Consider the following 22814-nt stretch of genomic DNA (forward strand, 5'->3'; position numbering starts at 1 on the left):
GACCCATGAACGCTGGATCGATGTGGGTGCTCCCCCTGTCCGTCACGGCCGGGCGATCGACGTAGGTGTCGCCGGGAGCGCCTCGCCACCACGGCACTCCCGAAAGGCGCCACCTGTGCTTTCTTCACCTTCTACGCCCCGCGAGTTCGACGTGATCATCGCCGGATGCGGGCCGACCGGCGCGATGCTGGCCGCCGAACTACGGCTGCACGACGTACAAGTCCTCGTCCTGGAGCGGGAAACCGAACCCGTCTCGTTCGTCCGCATCGTCGGTCTGCACATCCGCAGCATCGAGCTGCTGGCCATGCGCGGGCTGCTGGAACGCGTACGCCCGCACGCCCGGCAGCGTCCGGCCGGGGCCTACTTCGCCGCCATCGACAAACCCGCGCCCGAAGACCTGGATTCCGCCCACGCCTACCTGCTGGGCATTCCGCAGCCGGTGATCGTGCAGCTGCTCGAAGACCACGCGATCGCCCTGGGGGCGCAGGTCCGGCGCGGGTGCGCGGTGGCCGGGGTCGCGCAGGACGACGACGGGGTGACCGTCGAGCTGGCCGAAGGCGAACGGTTGCGCTCGCGCTATCTCGTCGGCTGTGACGGCGCCCGCAGCACCGTGCGCAAACTGCTCGGCGTCGGCTTCCCCGGTGAGCCCGCACGGACCGAGACGCTGATGGGCGAGATGCACGTCAGCGTACCTCCGCAGGAGATCGCCACCACGGTGGCCGCCGTCCGCGAAACCCATCAAGCGTTCAGCGTGCAGCCCTTCGGCAACGGCATCCATCGCGTCGTGGTCCCCGCCGCGGGAGTCAGCGACCGCGCGGACCCGCCGACCATCGAGGACTTCCGGCAGGAGTTGCGCACCATCGCCGGCACGGACTTCGGCGTGCACTCGCCGCGCTGGCTGTCCCGTTTCGGCGACGCCACCCGGCTGGCCGAACGGTACCGGGTCGCCCGGGTGCTGCTGGCCGGCGACGCGGCGCACATCCACCCACCGGCCGGCGGACAGGGCCTCAACCTGGGCGTACAGGACGCGGTCAACCTCGGCTGGAAACTGGCGGCGCAGATTCGCGGCTGGGCGCCGGAGACGCTGCTGGACACGTACCACGCCGAACGTCACCCGGTGGCCGAGGACGTGCTGGACAACACCCGCGCCCAGATCGAGCTGTCGTCGCCCGAGCCGGGCCCGCGGGCGGTACGGCGGCTGCTCACCGAGCTGATGGACTTCGACGAGGTGAACCGCCACCTGATCGGCAAGATCACGGCGATCGGCATCCGCTACGACTTCGGCGCGGGCCCCGACCTGCTCGGGCGCCGCCTGCGCGACATCGCGGTGCAGCAGGGCAGCCTCTACGGTCTGCTGCACCGCGGCCGCGGCCTGCTGCTGGACCGCACCGGACGACTGAGGGCCGGTGGCTGGTCGGACCGGGTCGACTACCTCGGGGATCGGACGGCGGCGGTGGACGTGCCGGGCCTGCTGCTGCGCCCGGACGGCCACGTCGCCTGGATCGGCGACGACCAGGGGGAGCTCGACGTGCAGCTCTCCCGCTGGTTCGGCGCGATGTCGTAGGCCCCCTGCGTCACGCCGGCACGGCGATGGTCAGTACGCCGGCGTGACGATGAGGTAGCCCGCCGCGATCGGCACGCTGCGCGGCTGCTTCTTCTCCGCGCCGAGGCGTTCGTAGAGCGTGCCGAGGCGGCGGCGGACCCGATCACCACGGGCGACGCCGGCGATGATCAACAGTGCGCGGGTGGTACCGACGTCGGCGTTGACGATGCGTTCGATGGCGATGAAGTACGGAAAGGCGTTGGGCAGGTCCGCCCCGGTCATGACCAGACCGAGCTGGGCTGCGGTCAGCGGGTTGACCCAGCCGGGCACGGTGACGGCCGGGCGGACCCGTGCCCGCAGGCGGCGGATGCCGGCCACCGCCAGTGCCACGGCCGCCACCCGCCGTACCCAGACGAGGCTGTTGCCGGCGGCGTCGGCGCCGATGTAGACGATGGCCCCGAGTCCGAGCACGGTGAGGTAGGCGCCGGCCACGAACCCGGCCGCCGCCCGTACGGGATGGGCCATGGGGGCGAGCAGCAGCAACGCCACCCGGCGATCGTGGCGGGATTCAGCGCGTCGAGCAGAGCCGGGCCGGCGATCCCGGCGAGCAGGGCGGCGCTCACGGCTGCAGGCCCAGGTGGTCCACTTCGCCGGACCCTGGGTGGCCGGGCCGTCGGAGTCGGCCAGCGCGCCCACGGATCGGCGCCGAGCCGGCCCGAACGCGGAAGCTCCTCAGCCGCCCGCTCCCGCCACCGCCGCCTGGCCAGATTAACGAATTACTATTAACGGCAATACACTAATTGGCTCGCTCACATGGAATCGGACAAAACATCGCTACATCATAATGACAGTTATGTGGTGCTTCCACACTAGTTGTATGGTGTAGTGCATGGGGGAAGAGTTCGTCCTGTGCGGACGATGTGGGGAGACGAAGCCGCGGTCGGCGTTCTACGACCTTCGGCACACCACTCAACCGAGACGGCCGTGCAAGACGTGCATCTCGGAGAGCAAGCGAGCCCGGTACGCCACCAACGGAGGCGACCGAATCTCGCACGCTCAGGTATTACGGGACAAATATCAGCTAACGCCCGCAGACTACGACGCGATGCTGGCGGAGCAGGACGGCTTGTGCGCGATCTGCGGCAAGGCCGAACGGGTTCTGGGTCGCGGCGGCCGGCCTCGCCGGTTGGCGGTCGACCGTGACCACCGCACAGGGGCAGTGCGCCAGCTGCTATGCCACCGATGCAATCTGGTCACGTGGGCCGTGGAAGACAATCCCGGCCTGCTGGATGCGGTACACGCCTACCTCACGAGGCATCGCTGACTCAGACGCTGGTGCCAACGTGCGGAGTCTGGAACCGACGGTCGGCCGGTAGCCGCTCGTGTGAGCATGCCTGGGCCACCGCGCGCACCAAACTCCACCGCTTTCCGCGAGACATCGCCGGCAGCGCCACCCAGCCGTCGGCCACTTCCCGGACCCGCGCTCCGAGGGTTCCCTCCGCGTCGACCTGCGCCCGCAGCCCGGCCTCGACCGCCTTGCGCCGCCGCGCCCCGAGCGGCAGGACGCTGACGGGAACACCGGTGCCGCAGGCCGGTGCCGGTGGTCACCGACACATGGCCGTCGACGTCACCGACAAACCATTCAGCCGGCCTTTGACGGATCGCCGGCCCTCTTTCCTGCGCGGCCTCCGACGGCCGGCTACCTAGTTCCGCCGTGCCCCGAACGCTACGAAGGGAATCACTGCGAGTGCCAGTAGGCCGCCGACGATGGACAGAGTGGCGTAGCTGGTGGCGGCCATGACCATGCCGCTCGCGAGGCCCCCGCCGGCGCCGGCGAGGGCGACGCTGACGTCGATGGTGCCTTGGGTCTTGGCGCGGGTGTGGTTGGGCGCGTTGTCGGTGATCATGGCGGTGCCGGCGACCAGGCCGAGGTTCCAGCCGAGCCCGAGCAGGGCCAGTGCCAGGGTCAGCAGCACGACAGAGTCCTCGGGTGTGGTGGCTGCCACGACGCCGGAGGCGAGCAGGGTGATGCCGGCGGCGACAGCGACCGGGATGCGGCCGATGCGGTCGACGAGGATGCCGGTGATCGGCGAGGGCAGGTACATGGCGCCGATGTGCACGGCGATGACCAGACCGGTGGCGTGCAGGTCGTGGCCGTGGGCGCGCATGTGGACCGGGGTCATGGTCATCACGGCAACCATCACCAGCTGGGTCAGGACCATGGTGACCGTCCCGGCGGTGACGGTGCCGGCGAAACGGCGACCGCGGTCACGTCCGGTGCCCGCGGTAGTGGCGGCTGGTGGTAGTGCGGTGCGGGAGAACAGCAGCGGGTCGGGGCGTAGCAGCAGGAACAGGATGGTGCCGGCGATGGCGTAGGCGATCGCGGCAAGAGCGAACAGTCCGGCCAGCGCCGGGATGCCCCAGTGTTCGGCGAGTGTGCCGGCGGGGCCGACGAGGTTGGGACCGGCGACGGCGCCGATGGTGGTGGCGACCAGGACGGAGCTGATGGCCCGGCCGCGGCGGGAGGGGTGGGCCAGATCGGTGCCGGCGTAGCGGGCCTGCAGGTTGGTGGCGGTGCCGGCACCGTAGACGAGCAGTGAGGCGAGCAGCAGCAGAACGTTGTCCAGGGTGGCGGCGAGGACCACACCGGCGCCGCCGAGGGCTCCGGTGGCGTATCCCGCGGCGAGGCCGGCGCGGCGGCCGAGTCGCTGCGACAGGCGTCCGACGAGCAGTGCGGCTGCCGCGGATCCGGCGGTGAACAGTGCGGTGGGTAGTCCGGACAGGGTGGTGGTGCCGAGCATGTCGGCGGCGAGCAAGGCACCGACAGTAGCGCCGGCGGCCAGGCCGGCGCCGCTGAACACCTGGGAGCCCATGACGACCGCGAGGGTGCGCCGCTGGACGGCATCCTGTTGTTCAGCTGTCGCGGTGACGGGGGTATCGGTGGAAGTCATGACGGGGAGTGTTCCTTGCTGTTGCGGGATGGGTCTCGTACATGCGGGCGGCGACGAGCAGCCCGGAGGCGGCGGTGAGGGCGGCGACGGTCCAGACGGCGGCGCGGATGCCGGCGAGGTCGGCGACGATCCCGGCGAGCAGGGCACCGACGGCGAAGCCGCCGTCACGCCAGAGCCGGTAGACGCCGACGGCGCGGGCCCGCCAGCCGGGGTGGGCGACATCCGAGATCGACGCGAGCAGGGTCGGGTAGACCGCTGCCGTGCCCGCGCCGAGCAGTACCGCGGCCAGCGACCACATCCCGGAAGTGTCGGCGACCGCGAAGATCGCGAGGGCGGCGGCTTGGGCGAGCATGCCGGTGACGATGAACGGTTTGCGGCCGTACCGGTCGGAGGCGGGGCCGGTGACGAGTTGGCCGAGGCCCCACACGGCGGGGTAGAGGGCGGCGAGGACGCCGATCTGGGTGAGCGACAGCCCGGCGGCCGCGAACATGAGGGGGAACAGTCCCCAGGCCAGGCCGTCGTTGAGGTTGTTGACCATGCCGGCCTGGCTGGCCGAGGACAGGGCCGGTTCACGCCAGCTGGTCAGCGCGAACACCTGTGACGTGGCCAGGTCACCGCCGGCGGTGGCGCGGGTGGCGGCCTCCTGGCGAGCGTGGCCGCGGGTCTCGCGGACGAAGAACAGCGACAGGCCGAGCCCGAGGGCGATATAGGCGGCGGTGAGCAGGAACGGCACTGGGCGTAGCCCGTGCTGCGCGGCGAGGGCTCCGGTGGCCATCGCGGTGGCGGCGACGGCGAGGTAGCCGGCGGCCTCGTTCAAGCCCATGGCGAGGCCGCGACGTTCCGGGCCGGCGAGGTCGATCTTCATGATGACGGTGGTGGACCAGGCCAGGCCCTGGTTGACGCCGAGCAGCATGTTCGCGGCGACGATCCAGCCCCAGTTCGGTGCCCAGATCAGCATGGCGGGGATCGGGATGGCGGCCAGCCAGCCGGCGAGCAGGACGGGTTTGCGGCCGTACCGGTCGGACAGGGTGCCGGCGAAGAAGTTGGTGGCGGCTTTGGTGATGCCGAACGCCAGGATGTAGGTCAGCGCCGCGGTGTAGCCGTCGAGGTGGAACTCGCGTTCAGCCAGTGGGGTGAGCACGGTGCGTTCGGAGCCCAGCACGCCGCCGACGAGGGCGTTGACGACGACGAGCAGGGTGAACTGGGCGGCGTTGGCGGCCAACCCCAGCCGGATGGTGGTCACGGTCCTTTCTCCTCGATGGTGCCGGGGTTGCACCACATCTCCTCGTCTCGTGGCCGGGCGGTCATGAATGGTGCCGAGAGGTGGATCGCCGCCGCGCGCAGGCTTCAGCACATGCCCGCGGGGTGACGCGAGGGTCAGGCTGCGTCGAGCGCGGGTCGACCGGGGTGGTGGCGTTGTGGTCCAGGTAGACCGGCATCCCGGCAAGCCCGGTACGGCTGGTGGCGTTGCCGGTCATTGCTGCTCCAGCGGGGTGCCGGTGGCCTGCGCCCAGCCGTGGGCGCCGCCGTCGAGGACCGAGACGGCCGGGTGACCGGCGCGCTGCAACAGAGTCGCGGCGGTCATGGCACGTTCGCCGTGCCCGCACATCACCACGGTCGGCTCCGGCGCGATCCGGTCAGCGCCGGCGGGGAGGCCACCGAGCTCGATGTGGAGGGCGTGCGGGAGGTGCCCGGCGGCGTATTCGCTGTCCTGGCGGATGTCGAGCACCGCTCCGCCGACCTGGTCGGGGGAGACCAGCGGGGTCCTGGCGAGCGTGCCGCCGGCGGCGGTCCACGCGCCGACGCCGCCGGCGAGTTCACCGATCAGGGTGTCGACGCCGATGTTCAGCGCCGGCCACAGGATGTCGGCCGGGTCCTGGTCCGGGTTGCGGACGATGACGATCGGGATGCTGGGCTCGATGATCCAGCCGAGCCAGGTGGCGAACTGGTCGCGCAACGCGATCGCGACCGCACCGGGGATGTGCCCGGCCGCGACGTCGGCGACCGGGCGCACGTCGACGATGAGCGCGCCCGCGGCGGCGGCACGGCGGACCTGCTCGACGGACAGGCTCGGCAGGACCGGGGCGGTGCGTACGACGGGGGGACCTTGCCGGTTGATCTCGCCGAGCCGGCGGAAGTAGGCCGGGTAGGAACCGAGCGAGGCCAGCAGCCGGGCGGCGAACGTATCGGCATCGGGTGCCGTCAGCAGCGGGTTCCCGGCCTTCTCGGCGCCGATGGTGCTGGTGCGCGCGGCGCCGGGCACGGCCGAGCAGAACGAGCCGCCGCCGTGGGTGGGCCACACCGCGGTCGCGTCGGGCAGAGCGGCGAGCCGGTGCAGCGAGGCGTACTGGGCATGGGCGAGTTCCCGGGTGCGTTCGTCGCCGAGCAGGTCGGTCCGCGCGGCCGACCCGACGATCAGCGAGCCGCCGGTGAACACCCCCACCGGCGTGTTCCCGTCCAGGAGTAGGAACGACAGGTGTTCGTCGGTGTGCCCGGGAGTGGCGAGCGCCCGCAGGGTGAGGCCGCCGAGGTCGACGTCGTCGCCGTCGGCCAGGCCCCGGTGCTCGAAGGCGCGTGCACCGGCGGTCGAGGCGAGGATCTGCGCGCCGTCGGTGGCGGCCAGCTGCACCGCACCGGACAGGAAGTCGGCGTGCAGATGGGTGTCGGCCGCCCACGTGATGCTAAGCCCGCACCGGTCGGCTGCGGCGCGCAGTGCGCGCAGGTCGCGAGGGGCGTCCACGGCTAGGGCGCGGCCGTCGCCGACGTCGAGCAGGTAGGCGCTGTTGCCCAAGCCTTCGTCGATCAGTGGCACCAGGTGCATGACACCCTCCCTCGTGTGTGGCGATCACCCTCGCGATCTCCTACACTATTCCATGAAACATTGGAGGATGCGCAAGATGGGTGACCCCGCTAACAAGGCAACGCTGTTCGACGCGCTGGCCCGCGTCGGTAAGGCCCTCGGCAGTGGCAAGCGCCTGGAACTGCTGGACCTGCTGGCGCAGGGCGAACGCAGCGTCGAGCACCTCGCCACCGCGGCCGGGCTGGGCCTGACCACTTGCTCGGCGCACCTGCAGGCGCTGCGCCAGGCAGGTCTGGTCGCGACCCGTCGTGACGGCACGAAGATCCACTACCGACTGGCCGGACCCGACGTAGCCGCCCTCTACGCCCTGCTGCGTGACGTCGCCGGCGCCCGCAACGCCGAAGCGGCCGCCGCCCGTGACGCCTACCTCGGCCCTGCCGACACCGAGGCCGTCGACCGCGACGAACTGCGCCGCCGCCTCGCCGCCGGAGACGTGATCGCCGTGGACGTGCGCCCGGCCGAGGAGTACGCCGCCGGCCACATCCCCGGCGCCGTCTCCATCCCCCTGGATCAGCTCGCCGAGCGGATCACCGAACTGCCCGCCGACGTCGAGGTCGTCGCCTACTGCCGGGGCGCCTACTGCGTGCTCTCCCACGAGGCGGTCCGGCTGCTCACCGACCACGGCCGCCCGGCGGTGCGGCTCGCCGACGGCATGCTCGAATGGCGCCGCGACCAGCTGCCGATCGTCGCGTGAGGCCGGTCGTCCTCGACGGCGGCGACCGCCGCTGCGTGCTGCTCTTGCTCGAACTGCGCCGGCTGATCACCACCGTGCCCGCAGACACGGTCATCCACCTGATCGCCACCGACCCGGCCGCACCGCTGGACCTGCCGGTTGGTGCCACCTGACCGGCCACACCTACCTCGGACCCGTGCCCGGCGAACGCCCCACCTACGGAGTGCAGCCGGTCGGCGCGGCGGTGCTCACCGATCCGCGGTCGCCGTGGCGACCTGCGCCAGCCGGCCCATGACCGTGTCCATGGTGGCCACGAACTGCCGCACCTGCTCCTCCGACAGTCCGGCGAACAGATAGGCCGAGTGCCGCTCGTACTCCGCGGCCAGCCCGGCGGTCACCGCTTTGCCCTGATCGGTCAGCTGCACCAGCAGCGCCCGCCGATCGTCGGGGTGCGCGGTGCGCCGCACGAAGCCGGACTCCTCCAGTCCGTCGACCAGGGCGGTGATATTGCGCGCCGTCACCCCGATCGCCTTCGCCAGCGCGCGCTGCGTCTGCGGGCCGCCCCGGTGCACCAGCCACACCACCGTCGCCCGGGCCCGGCTCAACCCGTGCGCCGCAAGCCCCGCCTCCATGTACTGCTGCACCGACGCCGCGAACCCGAACACCCGCTCCAGCACGGCCGGGAATTCGGGACAACCGGCCGACAGATTGTGTATGCCATTCACTATGTATACCCTCCGGTGGGTAGCGTACCGATCCCGAACCGTTGGAGACGAGCCGATGCGACATCCGATCTTCGCCCGCGTCTATGAGAAGCTCAGCGTGCAGATGGACCGCGCCGGAGCCGCCGAACACCGCCGCACCCTGGTAGCGGGACTGCATGGGCGGGTGATCGAGGTCGGCGCCGGCAACGGCCTGATGTTCGCCCACTACCCGGCCACGGTGACCGAGGTCCTCGCCGTCGAGCCGGAACCCCGCCTTCGTGCCACCGCTGAGGCCGCCGCCCGGTCCGCGCCGGTGCCGATCCGGGTCATCGACGGCGTCGCCGACGCGCTGCCCGCCGGCGACGGCGAGTTCGACGCCGCCGTCACTGCGTTTGTGCTGTGCACCGTGCCCGACCAGCCGGCCGCGCTCGCCGAGATCCGCCGGGCCCTACGCCCTGGCGGCCAACTACGGTTCCTCGAACACGTCCGCGCCGAACGGCCCGGCGCGCTGCGCCGCGCCCAGAAGATCGCCGACGCCACCCTCTGGCCGCTGCTGCTCGGCGGTTGCCACACCAGCCGCGACACCGTCGCCGCCATCACCGCCGCCGGATTCACCCTGGACCACCTCGACCGGTTCCCATTCCCACCGAACGGCCCGACCAGCCCCGCCTCCCCGCATAGCCGTGGCGTCGCCACTTTGCCCTCCGGTGGCCTGCGGTGAGCCAGGCCGAGGTGACTGTCTACAGCCGGCCCGGCTGCCCCTACTGCTACCTGCTACGCCGCGGACTTCGCCGCCGCGGCGTCACCTTCACCGAGATCGACATCTGGCAGAACCCGCAAGCCGCCGCCGCGGTCCGGGCCGTCGCCGACGGCAACGAAACCGTGCCCACCGTGCACATCGCCGGCCACTGGCTGGTCAACCCCCGTGCCAGCAACGTCCAGCGCCTCGCCACCTCAGAAGACTGAGCCGCAGTCCCGCAACTCGGGTGAGCCAGCCATTGATGGGCTTGTCTTGACCCGCCGCTCCGTTAGCCGTAGCTTACCGTTCGTGGCAGCTTACCGAGCGGGTGATGGCTGGGACGTGCTTGCTGACCCGTCCCGGCGTTCCATCGTCACCTGCCTGGCCGATCGGCCGCGGGCTGTCGGTGAACTCGCCGATGACCTGGCGATCAGCCGGCCCGCGGTGTCGCAGCATCTGAAGGTGCGCAAAGACGCCGGCCTGGTCACCGACGAGGCGGCCGGCACCCGCCGGGTCTACCGGCTCAACCCGGCCGGGGTCGACGGCAACGCGAGCGAGGAGAAAGTCATGGCAGAGCCAGCGGCCGTAGTGGTCCAGCGGCAAATCGTCATCGAAGCACCGTTTGAACGTGCCTTCGTCGTGTTCACCGAGCGGTTCGGCGACTTCAAGCCGCCGGGACACAACCTGCTCGGCACGCCGATCGCCGAGACCGTGTTCGAGCGGAAGGTCGGCGGCTACATCTACGACCGTGCCACCGACGGCACCGAGTGCCGCTGGGCCCGGATGCTCGCCTACGAGCCCCCGGACCGGGTCGTGTTCAGCTGGGACATCAGCCCGCAATGGCAGGGGAAGACCGATTCCGGCAACACCAGCGAGGTCGAGGTCCGGTTCATCGCCGAGACCCCGCACCGCACCCGCGTCGAACTCGAACACCGCCACCTCGACCGGCACGGCCCCGGCTGGGAGTCCGTCCGCGATGGCGTCGCCCACGACGAGGGATGGCCGCTCTACCTAGCCCGCTACGCCGCTCTGTTCACCCAGGACCTGTGATGCCGCCGATCACCGTGAGCGCTGAGATCGACCGTCCTGCTCTGGACGTATTCGTCTACGCCACCGACCCGACCCGCTTCCACGAATGGCAGAACGGAGTCGTCGACGGAAACCTCGACTCCCCGGGTGAACCCGAACCGGGTGCGATCTGCCGCACCACCCGGCGCATCGGCGGCGCCAATCGGACGAGCGCCTCCGAGATCTCGCACTTCAGCCCACCGACAACGTGGGGCATCCGCGGCATTGACGGCCCCATCAGAGCCACCGTCGACCTCACCGTCGAATCCCTCAGCACCCACCGATCGCGGCTGACCATCGCCGTCGACTTCGAAGGTCACGGCATCGGCAGGATCCTTGTTCCCATGGTGGTGCGCCGCGAAGCCCGCAGAGAGATGCCGGGAAACCTGGCAAAGCTGAAGCATCTCATCGAAAGCGGATGAACCAGTGATGACCTGGCGTGGGTGGTCGACGCGTGCACCTTGCCCGCAGCCGCGCGGCCGCTGCGGCCGGCGGAGTTCGACAGCCTGTTCGCTACCGGGCTGCGAGATCAGCAGCGGCTGTCACCGCCGGCGTGGCGGTGGCGCCTCGATCTGGCCGCCCCAGACCTGACCGGCCGGGAAACGTCGTGCTGCTCCGTTTCTCACCGTTGCCTTCGCCCGGACCGCGACGCGGTGTCCCTGGGCGTGTGTGTGCCGGCCGCCCATGTCGTCGTCCTGGACGTGCTCGCCGGCCGGGCGGTCACCGGGACGCGCCGCAGCCACTGCTGCGGCCGCGTTGTGGGTGTCCACGACCGGACGCAGGCGTTCGACCAGCAGCTTGAAGACCGGATCGATGATCAGCGCTCCGAGGCGGTGGCCACGGCGTCCACGGCCAGGCATGGTTGCCGACGGGTGAAGCAGGTATCCGGCGGCGACCAGCAGGACGAGTTCGCGCTGCCGCGCTCACCGCCGTGTCACGACTGCGCGACCTGGGTTCAGATGTAGGAGACACGTCCACGCCCAGGTCGCCACCGGTGGTGATGTCGGATGTCAGTAGTTCGTAATGACTCGCGATCTTCCAGCCCGCCGGTGTCTGCTCTTTAATTTGCCCTAACCGCTGCCGCAGCCATTAGGGACGGTCATGGTCGCGCAAACTGTTACGCCGCAACCTGCGGCGCCACCGCTGGACTCACGTCTCAACCGGGGGCTGATCGTCGTGATCCGGGTCGGGCTGGCATTGCTGTGGATTCAGAACGCATCGTGGAAGACGCCACCGGACTTCGGCCGAGGCGATCCGCCCGGTGGGTTGTTCAAGTTCACCTCGTACGCGGTGGAGTTCCCGGTCCTTGGTCCGTATGCATGGTTGACCGAGCATGTCGTACTGCCGAACTTCAGTTTCTTCGGCTGGACGACCCTGCTCGTCGAGGCGTCCCTCGGCGCGTTTCTGCTGATCGGATTGGCCACCCGACTGTGGGCGCTGGTGGGCATCGGACAGACTCTGGCCATCACTTTGTCGGTGCTCAACGCACCCCACGAGTGGCCCTGGTCGTACTTGCTGATGCTGCTGATGCACGCTGCGGTGTTCGCCACGGCAGCCGGTCGCGTCGCCGGCATCGACGGCGTGCTGCGGCCACGCTGGCGGCGCTCACGAACCAAGCCGGCGCGGCTGCTGGTGCGTGCCTCGTGAGCGCCTACTCCAGCCTCGACCGGACGGCGGCGACGCTCGGCGTCGTGGCCATGACCGGTGCGGCGTTCGTGTTCCTGCGCGGCACATTCGAGTTCGTCCAGATACGCGGTGCCGGGGTGGCGGTGTCGCTGCTGTTGGGGGCGCTGGCCGTGACCGCCGGCCGACTCGCCCGCCCGGTGCTGGCGCTGATCGCCGGCGTCGGGTTCCTGGTGGCCGCCGTGATCCAGGTCGCGCGTTGGGCCGACGGCGGTAACGAACTAGGTGGTGACGGCTCCACCGTGGCGTGGTGGCTCGGCCTCGGAGTCGGCCTGATCACGGTGGGCATCACCGACCGGCTCTGGCCGGTGCCCTCGGCACGTCTCGACAACGTCCATGAGGAAGGCAACCGATGAATCTCTCCGAACGACTGGAGCCGGTGCTGGCCGCTGCCCGCGGCGCGTCTACCCAGGTCGACTCCGAGGGCCGTTTCCCGATCGAGGCGGTGACCGCGCTGCGCGACAGCGGCCTGCTCGGCCTGACCCTGCCCACCGACATCGGCGGCCTCGGCGCAGGACCAGTCGAGCTGGTCGATGTGTTGCGCCGGCTTTCCGCTGAGTGTGGATCGACCGCCATGGTCTACCTGATGCACATCAGCGCCACGATGGCGACCGCGGCGGCTTCACCGTCGGGCCGTCCCGACCTGCTCAAGCGATTGGCCGGTGGAGAGCTGCTGGCCACGTTGGCGCTGTCGGAGGCCGGTTCGCGCTCACACTTCTGGGCCCCGACATCGCAGGGCGAGACGACCGACGACGGGATTCTGCTGACGGTCCGCAAGAGCTGGGTGACCTCTGCCGGGTACGCCGACCTGTACGTGGTGTCCACCCGAACCCCGGGCGCGTCGCAGGAACAGTGCGACCTGTACGTCGTGCCCGCCGACGCTGACGGCGTCCAGGTCACCGGCGCCTGGCGGGGCCTCGGGCTACGCGGCAATGCCTCGGCGCCCATGACCTTCGGCCTCACCGTGTCGGCCGGCGACCGGCTCGGCGACGCCGGTACGGGTCTGGACCTGATGCTGCAAGCCGTGCTGCCGTGGTTCAACCTGGGCAACGCCGCCGTCAGCGTCGGGCTGGCCCGTGCCGCGCTGGACGCCGCCACCCGGCACGTCACCGGCGCGAAGTTGGAACACCTCGGCGACACGCTGGCGGCTCTGCCGACGATCCGGGCCGCGCTGGCCAAGGCCGCGCTGGAGCTGGCCGCCACCACGGCGTACGTCGATGCCGCGGCCGTCAGTGTGGCTACGCCGGACGAGACGACGATGCTGCAGGTTCTGGGGGTCAAGGCGGTTGCCAACGACGCCGCGCTGCACGTCACCGACGCCGCGATGCGCATGTGCGGCGGTGCGGCGTTCTCGGCCCACCTCCAGATCGACCGCTACTTCCGCGACGCCCGCGCCGGGCACGTCATGGCCCCCACCGCCGACGTGCTCTACGACTTCTACGGCAAAGCCCTCACCGGCCAACCCCTGTTCTGACGCCACTGACCCGCCCGTCTTGACCACTGTCTCCTTCCGTCCTGGCCGAAGTACACCGAAAGGCTCGTTACCGTGAATCAACCCCTGCTGGTGGGCGCCGTCGCTTACACCCCGAACGTCGTACCGATCTGGGAAGGCATCCGCGACTACTTCGCCGGCGGCCCGGCCGAGATGGACTTCGTGCTGTTCTCCAACTACGGACGTCAGGTCGACGCGCTGCTCGCCGGACACGTCGACATCGCCTGGAACACCAACCTGGCCTGGGTCCGAACGGTGATGCAGACCGACGGCGCATGCCGTGCCCTGGCCATGCGCGACACCGACGCCACCTTCGCCACCGTCTTCGTCACCCGCACCGGGGCCGGCCTGCGCAGTTTGGATGATCTCAAGGGACGCCGTCTCGCCCTCGGCTCCCGCGACTCCGCGCAGGCAGCCGTCCTGCCGGTGCACTACCTACGACAGGCCGGTATCGCCGACGACGTCGAACTCCTCCGCATCGACAGTGACCTCGGCAAGCACGGTGACACGGGACGCAGCGAACTCGACGCCATCCGGGCGGTTCTCGACGACCGGGCCGACGCCGCCGCGCTGGGCATCACCACCTGGGAGGCGATCGGTCGCGACGAGCTGATGCCCGGCGCCCTGCAGGAGTTCTGGCGATCGCCGCAATACTCGCACTGCAACTTCACCACCCTGCCGTCCGTGCCTGCCGAACGCACCGACCCGTGGGTAGCGCAGCTGATGGCGATGTCCTGGGACGACCCCCACCATCGCCGCATCCTCGAGCTGGAGGGTCTGCGCCGGTGGGTGCCGCCGAGGCTGGAAGGCTACGAGTCGCTGTTCGACGCCGTCCGCGACCAGCAGGTCTCGGCACGCTGGTGAGCCGCATCGTGCTCGACCTCGTGGAGCGGCTCGGCATGACGCCGGTGGGCGGCATCGTCGAGCTGCCCGCCGCCGCCGCCGATCTACCGATCGTGTCGGCCTGGTGTGCCCACAGCGGTAACGAGCTGGTCTCCACCGCCGGTGGACTCGCCGTGGTGCGCCGGGGACGCGTCGACGAGGGACCGGCGGTGCGCGATGTCGCCACCGAGCACCGTCCCGGGAGCCGGCTGTGGCTCTACACCAACTTCGACTGCAACCTGGCATGTGACTACTGCTGTTCCCGGTCATCACCGAAGGCGCCCCGCCGTGCCCTGGGCCTCGACCGGATCACCCGTCTGGTGACCGAGGGCGCCGCCGCCGGAGTCCGGGAGGTGTTCCTGACCGGCGGTGAACCGTTCCTGCTACCCGACATCGACGCCGTCGTACAAGCCTGCACCGACCGGCTACCCACCACGCTGCTGACCAACGGCATGCTCTGGCGCGGCCGCCGCCTGCAACTGCTCCGGGCCATGCCCCGCGACCGACTCGCCCTACAGATCAGCTTGGACTCCGCCACCGCCACCCAGCACGACCGGCACCGCGGAGACGGCAGTTGGCAGCGCGCCATGACCGGCATCCGCCTCGCCCTCGACGAAGGTTTCCGCGTCCGCGTCGCCGCGACCGTCACGGCCTACGACAGCGCCGAGACCACCGCCCTGCACGACCTGCTCGACGGTCTGGGCATCACCCGCGACGACCAGCTCATCCGGCCGGTCGCCCACCGCGGCTTCGCCGACGACGGCGTCGACCTGACCGTCGAAACCCTGCTACCCGAGATCACCGTCACCGCCGACGGTGTGTACTGGCATCCAGTCGCCGCCGACCACCCCGACCAACTCGTCACCACCGAGCTGTTCCCCTTCGCCCATGCCCTCGACGAGGTAATCCGCCGTTTCACCACCTACCGGCACGCCGCCGACACCGCAGCCAGCCGATTCCCGTGCGCCTGACGCCAACCGCCCGACCATCCCGACGTCCAGGAACGTCACCGGCCGGCCACCCCTGCGCTTCACCGGCACTACCCTGAGGGCAGGGGCGACGCCGCGGTCCTGCCCGGCAAGGCCACCCTGCTGACCCGCCGTTGCTGGAGCGGCTCCGCTCATCCCTGGGAGACTCGACCCAAAATAGGGATACTGACGTTCGATGTTCTGAGTGAAACCGCCTGGTGGGTGACTCGCCCTGGTCAGCGCCGCGTAGCGCCGGCCAGGGAGATCCGACGGCCGCTGGCAGCGGTATTCTGTTCGCCCCGATGCCGTACGAGGACATGGCGGAGGAGGTCACTCCTCACCTCGGGTCGTTCGGGCCAGAGTTTGCCGAGGGCGTACCACCGGGTTGTCTGCGTTCGCGCCGACGTACCCCTGGGGTTGGTTGAAGGTCGCCGGCGGCGACTGCCGGTCAGGTCGCGTCGCCCCTCCGGGAGTTGACCACGGTGAGCAGGCACTGCGCCATGCCGATCGCTTCGAGCAGCGTCAGCACCGGCGCACCGACGTCGAGCACCAGGTTCGCCGACCGCATCGACAAGGCGCTGCTCGTGGTCACCAGCGTGGCCACCGGGCGACCCGACCGGTCGGTGATGGTGAAATGCTGGGCACTGCGGTCGCCGTCGGTCGTGAAGACCCGGCCGTCCGGCAGAGTCACCGTCCCCCGCCGGCGACCCGCATAGTCGATCAGGTAATCCAGGATGACCTCGGAACGCGGTCCGACCAGCCGGTGATGGTCGTTCGCGAAGCTGGTGGCGGCACCGGTGGCGAGCAGCGTCGTAGCTCCGCCATCAAGAACGTCGAACTGGTGCCGCTTGGACACGAACTTCCGGCGCAGCACCGCCACCGGAGTTCCGTCCCCCAGGGTGACCGCGGCAGTACGCCGGAGCGGGGACAGCAGGGGCAGCAGGAGCCGGCCGGTGAAGATCGAGTGCATGGCGCCATCCTGGTCGATGGGCGATCAGCGATTGCACCAGGCCCGGGCCGAAGCGGTGCGGAGCAGCAGCCCGCTGACGAGCAGGGCCAGCACTGCCAGCAGCCCACCCAGGATCCCCACGACGACAACGGGTTCGACCGGCGGCGTGATCAGCGACCCGAGCCGCGGCCCGAACAGCAGCATCGTCCCGGCACCACCGAGAAAAGCAAGCCCGACGCCCACGGCGAATCGCTGGGCCACCCGCCACACGGTCGGGCCCCCGCGCCGGAGGCCACGGAGCAGGACACCGACGGCCACCGTGCAGCCGCCCAGGGCGAGCCAGTTCCCGGCGCCGCCGACCTCGGCCAGGAGCGCGATGTCAACGGCAAGCACGTACACCCACCAGAACGCGAACAGCAGCACGCTGGCGGTGATGCTGGGCGGTCGCCGCCCGGTGGCCGCCGGGCCGGGGCGCAACGACTCACTGATCATCGCCGGATCATACGGACCGGTCACCAGGGAAAGCCTCGTGGCGTCACATGACCGCTACGGCACCACCCGCTCCTGACCGGCGTCCGAGGCGGTGAGCAGGCGAGACCTGATCGACGTAGCGGTCACGGTCCTCCTCGGTGGCGGGCGGCGTCCCCCGCGCGACGTGCGCCAGCTACGCATAACCGAGGTACGCGGTCAGGCGCTTGAGGACTGGGGCCCTCGCGACGATGGCCTCTTGAAGCAAGAAACAAGCCGGTAGGGCGTGACGACGCTATTTCGTTCCTCCGCGGCCGCCGCGTTGTCATCGGCCCGGAATCAGCAGCACCGCTGGTCAGGATCGATACACCGCGGGGCGGTGGCACGCGGCGTCGCGGCTACGGCTGGGCCTGTCCGTTGGCGCTGCCGGTGCTCGGTGCCGGCTACGCCTTCCCCGGTGTCAAAGCGCCCAGGACGATTGTCGTAGCCGCGTGGGTGGTGGCCGTAAGCGTGCCCTGGTCCCGCCCGATGCGTTCGGCCGCGGACCGCATGACACCGGACAACAGCTCCACCGTCAGGGCGACGTCGTCGACATCGCGGAACTCACCCCGTGCGATGCCGTCCCGGACGACCTTCTCCAGCTCGACCACGACCGCATGGAACGGCGAGTCCGGCCCTTTCGGCGCCGCGACGTCCGGCAGCGCGGCGCCCGGCCGGAAGATCAGCTGCAGCAACCGGTCGGTGAAAGCCACCAGCACCAGCTCGATGATCTCGCGCAGCCGCTGCGCCGCAGGCTCGTCCACGCGGGCGGCGATCTCCGTCACCCGTACGGTCGTGGGCCGGCCGGCTCGCTCGGTCAGGGCCACGACCAGCCCGGTCTTTTCCCGGCCGTAGTTGTAGAGCGTGTTGCGCGCCAGCCCGGCCCGGGTCGCTATGTGGCCCATCGTGATGGTGTCGTAGTCGCGTTCGGCCAGGAGTTCCCGTAAGGCCGCGGCCAGATCGGTCCACACCATCTCGTGGTGTTCCTCAATGCTGGCTCCCCGGATCCGCGGCATGGGGGCATCCTCCCTTACCGGGCCGGGCCGACCGATCCCGGTTGATCCCGGACGGGCGTGCCGCCACTGTCAGCCCGCCTGCATGGCAGCCAGCAGGTGAGCGTTCTCCTGGTGCGCCGCCGTCAGCTTGACGCGGCTCAGCCGCCAGCCGTCCGGCGTGCGCACCGCCTCGTTGTCGTAGAAGCCGACCACCAGCCACCGGTCCAGCTGGCCCGGCAGCCAGTGCTCGGCCCGTACGTGCGTGTGGATCGTCGCCCGGTCACCGTCGATCGTGATGACGTGGCCGGTGATCGCGTGGTGCGTCGCGGCGAAGGCCGAGAACGTCCCGGCCAGGCTCTGCGCGTAGACGTCGACCGGCAACGTCATCTCCGGGATGCCGGCGACCGACTCGAAGTCGAGGGTGACCGGGTCGGTGAAGACGAGCCGGGGTAGTTCGGTGAACTGCTTCAGGTCAGCGATGTCGGCGTACCGGCTCATCAGCTCGAAGATCTCCGCGCGATCATCCATGTCGGCTCCTCACAGTTTTGACGACGACCTGTCGCAAACGATACGACAGGTCGTCGCAAAAAGACAGCGAGGAGTCGTTGTCCTCAGACGCTCGTGTATCCGCCGTCGATGAACCACTCGGCGCCGTTGACGTGCGTAGCGCTGCCCGAGGCCAGGAGCAGGGCCGCCGACGCGACGTCGTCCGGGTCGCCGAGCTGCCCGGTCGGTAGCGCGCTCTCCATCACCGTGGCGAAATCGCCCTGCTGGTCCTCGGGGACGAGGCCGAGCAGGCCGGGGGTCCGGACCGCCCCCGGGCTGAGCACGTTGACCCGGAAACCGTTCTCCCGGGTGTTGAGCGTCCAGCTGCGGGCGAAGTTGCGCAGCGCCGCCTTGGTCGCGCCGTAGACCTCCATGCCCCGGCTGGGGCGCACGGACGTGCTCGACCCGATGAGGATCACCGAGGCCCCCCGCGACAGCAGGGGCATCGCCTTCTGCACCCCGAAGACCGCGCCCTTGACGTTCGTGGCGAACATGCTGTCGAACTGTTCCTCGGTGATGTCCCCGAGTACGGCCGGCACCGCGCCGCCCGCGTTGGCCACCAGGACGTCGATCCGGCCCGCGCGCCGCCTGATGACCTCGTACAGGGCGTCGAGCTCGGCCAGGTTCCCCACGTCACACCGCACCCCGACAGCCTGCGGTCCGAGCTCCGCGGCCGTCGCGTCGATCTTGGCCTGACGGCGGCCGGTGAAGAAGACCGACGCCCCCTCGGCGACGAACCGCCGCGCGATGGCCAGCCCGATGACGACGAGCAGGCGTTCGAGCGACTCAGCGCCTATCTGCTGGGTCACGCGACCGCCTGTGCCGAGCGCCGCCAGCACGGCTGCCTGGTGGCCAAGGCCACGGCCGAGCTGACCGAGCACGACGAGGTGGTCTCGGCTCGCTCGCTGATCACCTTCGAGAACGTTCAGCTGGCCCTCGCCGCCGGCCTCGAAGCCTGTCAGCGCAACGGCGACATCGACCCCGCCGCTGATGCGCGGCAACTCGCCGGCCTGCTGCTGGCCGTGCACCGGGGCATCGAGGCCCTCGGCAAGGCCGGGTTCGACGAGAACGCCCTGCGGAGCATGGCGGAGACGGCCCTGGCCGCTCTCCCGCGTCCACCCCGGTAGCGCACGCGCCCGAATCAGGTCGTCGTGCTGCGACCGCGAGCTGTCGGTGTGGCGCCGACCAGCAGTTCCTTCGCCGACCGGATGAACTCGGTGACCAGCGGGTCGGTGTCGGTGGTCCGGGTGGCGACGACCACGTGGCAGGGTTCGATCCCGTCGAGCGCAACGGTGGCCAGGCCGGGCCGCAGGCTGGAGCGCCGGTCGCCGGCCGGGACGACGGCGATGGCGGTGCCCTCGGCGATGGCCTCGAGCTTGTCCTCGTAGGTCTCGGCCAAGGTGGGGCCCACCGGCGCCGGTCCGCTGCCCGGACGGGGTTCGAGCCGCCAGAACGAGGTCCATGGCTCACCCATGCCGGTGCAGCCCACCAGTGGTTCGGCGGCGATGTCGTCGGCCGTGACCGACTCCTTCCCGGCGAGGCGGTGCGACGCGGGCACGAGCAGCACGCGGTCTTCGGCGTACAGCACCGTCACGTCGATGTCATCGGCCGCGAGTGGCAGCGGTGTGCGGGTGACCAGGGCGTCGACCTGCCGATCGAGCAGTGCGGAGGCGTCCGGCGAGCTGAGGTGACGGGTACGGACGTGGGCGCCGGGATACCGGTGGCGCAGGTTGCGTACCGCGGGTGTGATGACCAGATCGTCGGCGTACCCGATGGTGATCGTGCGCTCCGGCGCGGCTGCCCGGGCGGTGCGGACCGCCTGCTGAGCGCGGTGCAGCAGCTGCTGGGCCTGGGGCAGGAAGGCCGCGCCGGCGGCGGTGAGGCGGCTGCCCTGAGTGGTGCGTTCCAGCAGGCGTACGCCCAGCGTGTTCTCCAGGCGCTGGATCTGGCGGCTCAGTGAGGGCTGGGCGACCCGCAGCTCCTCGGCCGCCCGGGCGAAGTTCAGGTGCTCGGCGACGACCGTGAAGTACCGGACCAGCCGCAGGTCCAGATCAGGCAGCATGCCCCCAGGCTAGTGCGGCGTTATGCGTTTCCGGCATGACGGCGTACGAAACGGGTCTTGGACGGCCGTGCCGGCCCGCTGCTGTCATTGCCGCATGACCTTGAACATCCCTGATCAGACCGGCCGGACCGCCATCGTCACCGGCGGCAGCAGTGGCATCGGCCGGGCCACCGCGGCGGCCCTGGCCGCGAAAGGCGCACGGGTCATCCTCGCCGTACGCGACCAGACCCGCGGCCGTGCGGCCGCCGCCGAGATCGGCGGACGCGCCGAGTCACGCTCGCTCGACCTCGGGTCGCTGGCCTCGGTGCGGGAGTTCGCCCGCACGGTCGACGGACCCGTCGACTACCTGATCAACAACGCCGGAGCGATGACCGCCACCTTGCGGCACACCGCCGACGGTTTCGAGAGCCAGCTCGGCGTCAACCATCTCGGGCACTTCGCGTTGGCGAACCTGCTCCTGGACCGGATCACCCGGCGGGTGGTCACCGTGTCGTCCGCCAACTACCGCGGCGCCCACATCGACTTGGCGGACCTGCAGTGGCAGCGACGGCCCTATCGGCCGTTCGGTGCTTACGGGCAGAGCAAGCTGGCCAATCTGCTGTTCACCCGGGAACTGCAGCGCCGCCTGACCGGTGCCGGCTCGGCGGTCCTGGCCACCGCGGCTCACCCCGGCTGGGCGGCTACCGGGTTCACCATGGCCACGGGCCGGCGCCTCCTGGACCGCACCCTCGCGCTGGGAACGCGGCTGCTGGCCCAGGGCCCCGACGGCGGGGCCCGGCCGACCCTGCTGGCCACCGTCGGCGACGTCCCCGGCGCCGGCTTCTGCGGACCGAGCCGGTTCGGGGTACGCGGCCCCGCCGTCCTCGAAGAACTGTCCGGCGCGGCCCTCGACGATGACACCGCGCGAAAGCTCTGGGAGGTCTCCGAACGCCTCACCGGAGTCCGGTTCTCCCTGGCTACGGCCTGACCACCAGCGGCAGCAGCTCGTGCGAGCGCGCCGCCGCCACCGCACTGATCAGTGCGACCGCCCGCGCGTACCCCATCGGCGGCAACTGCCGTCCGTCGCGCAGCCGCAGCGCCACCTGGGCGTCGGCCTCCTCCCGCGGCCCGATCACCGCCACGTACGGGATCCTGCGCCGGGCGGCCTCCCGGACCCGCGCCCCGAGGGTGCCCTCGCCGTCGACCTGGGCCCGCAGCCCCGCCTCGATCGCCTCGCGGGCGAAGTCGTCGGCGGCCTTGCGCTGCTGCGCCCCGAGCGGCACCACGCTGATCTGCACCGGCGAGTACCAGACCGGGAACACTCCGGCGTGCAGCTCCAGCAGGGTGGCGAACAGCCGCTCCATCGAGCCGACCAGGCTGCGGTGCACCATCACCGGGCGGGCCTTCGCGCCGGAGGCGTCGGTGTAGGCCAGGTCGAACCGGGCCGGCTGGTGAAAGTCGATCTGGATGGTCGACAGGGTGGATTCGCGGCCGGCCGGATCGGCGATCTGGATGTCGATCTTCGGGCCGTAGAAGGCGGCTTCGCCCTCGACCGCCGCGTAGGGGACCTGAGCGGCGTCGAGGGCCTCGCGCAGCAGCCGTTCGGCCTGGTCCCAGTCGGCGTCCGCGCCGGCGTACTTGCCGCCGGCGCCGCGCAGCGACAGCTGGTAGGACGACACCTTCAGGCCGAGCGCGGCGTGGGCCCGGCCGATCTGTTCCAGCACGGCGGAGACTTCCCGGCCGACCTGGGCCACCGGGCAGAAGGTGTGCGCGTCGTTGAGCCAGATCGAGCGGACCCGGCTGAGCCCGCCGAGGACCCCGGAGCGTTCGGCGCGGTACATGCCGCCGATCTCGGCGATCCGCAATGGCAGATCACGGTACGAACGGGCCCGCGCCTTGAAGATCAGCGCGTGGTGCGGGCACAGGCTGGGCCGCAGCACGAGTTCGTCGCCGAGGTGCATGGGCGGGAACATGTCGTCGGCGAAGTTGCGCCAGTGCCCGGACAGCTCGTACATCTGCCGTTTGCCCAGCACCGGCGAGTAGACGTGCTGGTAGCCGGCGCGCCGTTCGAGTTCGCGCAGGTAGGACTCGACCTCGTAGCGGGCGGCGGCGCCGGCCGGCAACCAGAGCGGCAGGCCGGCGCCGATCAGCGGGTCGGAGTCGAAGATGTCGAGCTCGCGTCCGAGTTTGCGGTGGTCGACGTTCATGGGGTT

The 22814-nt window shown here is 70.6% G+C and carries 28 protein-coding genes; 16 read left to right on the forward strand and 12 right to left on the reverse strand.

The genetic code is table 11. The annotated features are described in order from the left end of the window. Window positions 1–115 precede the first annotated feature (115 nt). Window positions 116–1564 carry a rifampin monooxygenase gene (gene rox, locus Aau02nite_RS22650; protein WP_281421010.1) on the forward strand — a complete coding sequence of 483 codons (1449 nt, stop codon included), beginning with the start codon at window positions 116–118 and terminating at the stop codon, window positions 1562–1564. 30 nt (window positions 1565–1594) lie between these two features. Here the strand turns inward: rox and Aau02nite_RS22655 are convergent, their stop codons facing one another. After that, window positions 1595–2092: a hypothetical protein gene (locus Aau02nite_RS22655; RefSeq protein WP_212990541.1), complete on the reverse strand. Its 498-nt coding sequence runs from the start codon at window positions 2090–2092 to the stop codon at window positions 1595–1597. 340 nt (window positions 2093–2432) lie between these two features. On the opposite strand from Aau02nite_RS22655, the gene Aau02nite_RS47430 reads away from it, so the two are divergent. Then, the gene (locus Aau02nite_RS47430; RefSeq protein WP_212990542.1) at window positions 2433–2867 is read left to right on the forward strand and encodes an endonuclease domain-containing protein; all 435 of its coding nucleotides are present in this window, start codon (window positions 2433–2435) and stop codon (window positions 2865–2867) included. Window positions 2868–3246: 379 nt separating this feature from the next. Here the strand turns inward: Aau02nite_RS47430 and Aau02nite_RS22665 are convergent, their stop codons facing one another. The 3 genes from Aau02nite_RS22665 to Aau02nite_RS22675 all read right to left on the reverse strand — a co-directional run bounded on the left by Aau02nite_RS22665 (window position 3247) and on the right by Aau02nite_RS22675 (window position 7315). Beyond that, window positions 3247–4494: an MFS transporter gene (locus Aau02nite_RS22665; protein WP_212990543.1), complete on the reverse strand. Its 1248-nt coding sequence runs from the start codon at window positions 4492–4494 to the stop codon at window positions 3247–3249. Further along, a complete protein-coding gene (locus tag Aau02nite_RS22670; RefSeq protein WP_212990544.1) occupies window positions 4457–5737 on the reverse strand; it encodes an MFS transporter in 1281 nt (426 codons plus the stop codon). Before Aau02nite_RS22670 ends, Aau02nite_RS22665 begins: the two co-directional genes overlap by 38 nt. Window positions 5738–5968: 231 nt before the next feature. Then, window positions 5969–7315, reverse strand: a complete 1347-nt coding sequence (locus Aau02nite_RS22675; RefSeq protein ID WP_212990545.1) for an MBL fold metallo-hydrolase — start codon at window positions 7313–7315, stop codon at window positions 5969–5971. A 76-nt stretch (window positions 7316–7391) separates the two neighbouring features. Here Aau02nite_RS22675 and Aau02nite_RS22680 point away from each other — a divergent pair, with 76 nt between their 5' ends. Both Aau02nite_RS22680 and Aau02nite_RS22685 read left to right on the forward strand, forming a co-directional pair. After that, complete coding sequence (locus Aau02nite_RS22680; protein ID WP_212990546.1) at window positions 7392–8048, forward strand: ArsR/SmtB family transcription factor; 657 nt, start codon at window positions 7392–7394, stop codon at window positions 8046–8048. Then, entirely contained in the window at window positions 8045–8200 is a 156-nt protein-coding gene (locus Aau02nite_RS22685; protein ID WP_212990547.1) for a hypothetical protein, read from the forward strand. Before Aau02nite_RS22680 ends, Aau02nite_RS22685 begins: the two co-directional genes overlap by 4 nt. Before the next feature lie 75 nt (window positions 8201–8275). On the opposite strand, the gene Aau02nite_RS22690 is transcribed toward Aau02nite_RS22685, so the two are convergent. Next, window positions 8276–8752 (reverse strand): MarR family winged helix-turn-helix transcriptional regulator, encoded by a 477-nt coding sequence (locus Aau02nite_RS22690; RefSeq protein WP_212990548.1) that lies wholly within the window; start codon window positions 8750–8752, stop codon window positions 8276–8278. Between the two features lie 55 nt (window positions 8753–8807). Here Aau02nite_RS22690 and Aau02nite_RS22695 point away from each other — a divergent pair, with 55 nt between their 5' ends. From Aau02nite_RS22695 to Aau02nite_RS22745, 10 genes are all read left to right on the forward strand, one after another. After that, the gene (locus Aau02nite_RS22695; protein WP_212990549.1) at window positions 8808–9452 is read left to right on the forward strand and encodes a class I SAM-dependent methyltransferase; all 645 of its coding nucleotides are present in this window, start codon (window positions 8808–8810) and stop codon (window positions 9450–9452) included. Then, window positions 9449–9697: a glutaredoxin family protein gene (locus tag Aau02nite_RS22700; protein ID WP_212990550.1), complete on the forward strand. Its 249-nt coding sequence runs from the start codon at window positions 9449–9451 to the stop codon at window positions 9695–9697. Before Aau02nite_RS22695 ends, Aau02nite_RS22700 begins: the two co-directional genes overlap by 4 nt. A 46-nt stretch (window positions 9698–9743) precedes the next feature. Beyond that, window positions 9744–10520 (forward strand): metalloregulator ArsR/SmtB family transcription factor, encoded by a 777-nt coding sequence (locus Aau02nite_RS47785; protein ID WP_246595366.1) that lies wholly within the window; start codon window positions 9744–9746, stop codon window positions 10518–10520. Continuing rightward, entirely contained in the window at window positions 10520–10960 is a 441-nt protein-coding gene (locus tag Aau02nite_RS22715; protein ID WP_212990551.1) for an SRPBCC family protein, read from the forward strand. Before Aau02nite_RS47785 ends, Aau02nite_RS22715 begins: the two co-directional genes overlap by 1 nt. Before the next feature lie 21 nt (window positions 10961–10981). Continuing rightward, window positions 10982–11503, forward strand: coding sequence for a hypothetical protein (locus tag Aau02nite_RS22720; RefSeq protein ID WP_212990552.1), 522 nt, complete (start codon window positions 10982–10984; stop codon window positions 11501–11503). Between the two features lie 136 nt (window positions 11504–11639). Beyond that, complete coding sequence (locus Aau02nite_RS22725) at window positions 11640–12185, forward strand: DoxX family protein (RefSeq protein ID WP_212990553.1); 546 nt, start codon at window positions 11640–11642, stop codon at window positions 12183–12185. Continuing rightward, the gene (locus Aau02nite_RS22730; protein ID WP_212990554.1) at window positions 12182–12577 is read left to right on the forward strand and encodes an Rv1678 family membrane protein; all 396 of its coding nucleotides are present in this window, start codon (window positions 12182–12184) and stop codon (window positions 12575–12577) included. Before Aau02nite_RS22725 ends, Aau02nite_RS22730 begins: the two co-directional genes overlap by 4 nt. Continuing rightward, a complete protein-coding gene (gene fadE16 / locus Aau02nite_RS22735) occupies window positions 12574–13695 on the forward strand; it encodes an Rv1679 family acyl-CoA dehydrogenase (protein ID WP_212990555.1) in 1122 nt (373 codons plus the stop codon). Before Aau02nite_RS22730 ends, fadE16 begins: the two co-directional genes overlap by 4 nt. A gap of 72 nt (window positions 13696–13767) precedes the next feature. Further along, window positions 13768–14577, forward strand: a complete 810-nt coding sequence (locus Aau02nite_RS22740) for an Rv1680 family SBP-like protein (protein WP_212990556.1) — start codon at window positions 13768–13770, stop codon at window positions 14575–14577. Further along, window positions 14574–15566, forward strand: a complete 993-nt coding sequence (locus Aau02nite_RS22745) for an Rv1681 family radical SAM protein (RefSeq protein WP_212990557.1) — start codon at window positions 14574–14576, stop codon at window positions 15564–15566. Before Aau02nite_RS22740 ends, Aau02nite_RS22745 begins: the two co-directional genes overlap by 4 nt. 445 nt (window positions 15567–16011) lie before the next feature. On the opposite strand, the gene Aau02nite_RS22750 is transcribed toward Aau02nite_RS22745, so the two are convergent. The 5 genes from Aau02nite_RS22750 to Aau02nite_RS22770 form a co-directional block, all read right to left on the reverse strand. Further along, a complete protein-coding gene (locus Aau02nite_RS22750; RefSeq protein ID WP_212990558.1) occupies window positions 16012–16533 on the reverse strand; it encodes a hypothetical protein in 522 nt (173 codons plus the stop codon). A gap of 24 nt (window positions 16534–16557) precedes the next feature. Beyond that, window positions 16558–17004, reverse strand: a complete 447-nt coding sequence (locus Aau02nite_RS22755; protein ID WP_212990559.1) for a hypothetical protein — start codon at window positions 17002–17004, stop codon at window positions 16558–16560. Between the two features lie 419 nt (window positions 17005–17423). Next, a complete protein-coding gene (locus tag Aau02nite_RS22760) occupies window positions 17424–18035 on the reverse strand; it encodes a TetR/AcrR family transcriptional regulator (protein ID WP_212990560.1) in 612 nt (203 codons plus the stop codon). A 69-nt stretch (window positions 18036–18104) separates the two neighbouring features. Then, window positions 18105–18542 carry a nuclear transport factor 2 family protein gene (locus tag Aau02nite_RS22765; RefSeq protein WP_212990561.1) on the reverse strand — a complete coding sequence of 146 codons (438 nt, stop codon included), beginning with the start codon at window positions 18540–18542 and terminating at the stop codon, window positions 18105–18107. An 83-nt stretch (window positions 18543–18625) separates the two neighbouring features. Continuing rightward, window positions 18626–19369, reverse strand: a complete 744-nt coding sequence (locus Aau02nite_RS22770) for an SDR family NAD(P)-dependent oxidoreductase (protein WP_212990562.1) — start codon at window positions 19367–19369, stop codon at window positions 18626–18628. On the opposite strand from Aau02nite_RS22770, the gene Aau02nite_RS22775 reads away from it, so the two are divergent. After that, window positions 19361–19687: a TetR family transcriptional regulator C-terminal domain-containing protein gene (locus tag Aau02nite_RS22775; protein WP_438841166.1), complete on the forward strand. Its 327-nt coding sequence runs from the start codon at window positions 19361–19363 to the stop codon at window positions 19685–19687. The two genes, Aau02nite_RS22770 and Aau02nite_RS22775, sit on opposite strands and share 9 nt — an antisense overlap. A gap of 14 nt (window positions 19688–19701) precedes the next feature. Here the strand turns inward: Aau02nite_RS22775 and Aau02nite_RS22780 are convergent, their stop codons facing one another. Then, entirely contained in the window at window positions 19702–20622 is a 921-nt protein-coding gene (locus Aau02nite_RS22780; RefSeq protein ID WP_212990564.1) for a LysR family transcriptional regulator, read from the reverse strand. Window positions 20623–20716: 94 nt separating this feature from the next. Here Aau02nite_RS22780 and Aau02nite_RS22785 point away from each other — a divergent pair, with 94 nt between their 5' ends. Then, window positions 20717–21589 (forward strand): oxidoreductase, encoded by an 873-nt coding sequence (locus tag Aau02nite_RS22785; RefSeq protein WP_212990565.1) that lies wholly within the window; start codon window positions 20717–20719, stop codon window positions 21587–21589. On the opposite strand, the gene thrS is transcribed toward Aau02nite_RS22785, so the two are convergent. Continuing rightward, window positions 21579–22808: a threonine--tRNA ligase gene (thrS, locus tag Aau02nite_RS22790; protein ID WP_212990566.1), complete on the reverse strand. Its 1230-nt coding sequence runs from the start codon at window positions 22806–22808 to the stop codon at window positions 21579–21581. The two genes, Aau02nite_RS22785 and thrS, sit on opposite strands and share 11 nt — an antisense overlap. Between the last annotated feature and the right edge of the window lie 6 nt (window positions 22809–22814).

The sequence above is a fragment of the Actinoplanes auranticolor genome (assembly GCF_018332655.1).
GTDB lineage: Bacteria > Actinomycetota > Actinomycetes > Mycobacteriales > Micromonosporaceae > Actinoplanes > Actinoplanes auranticolor.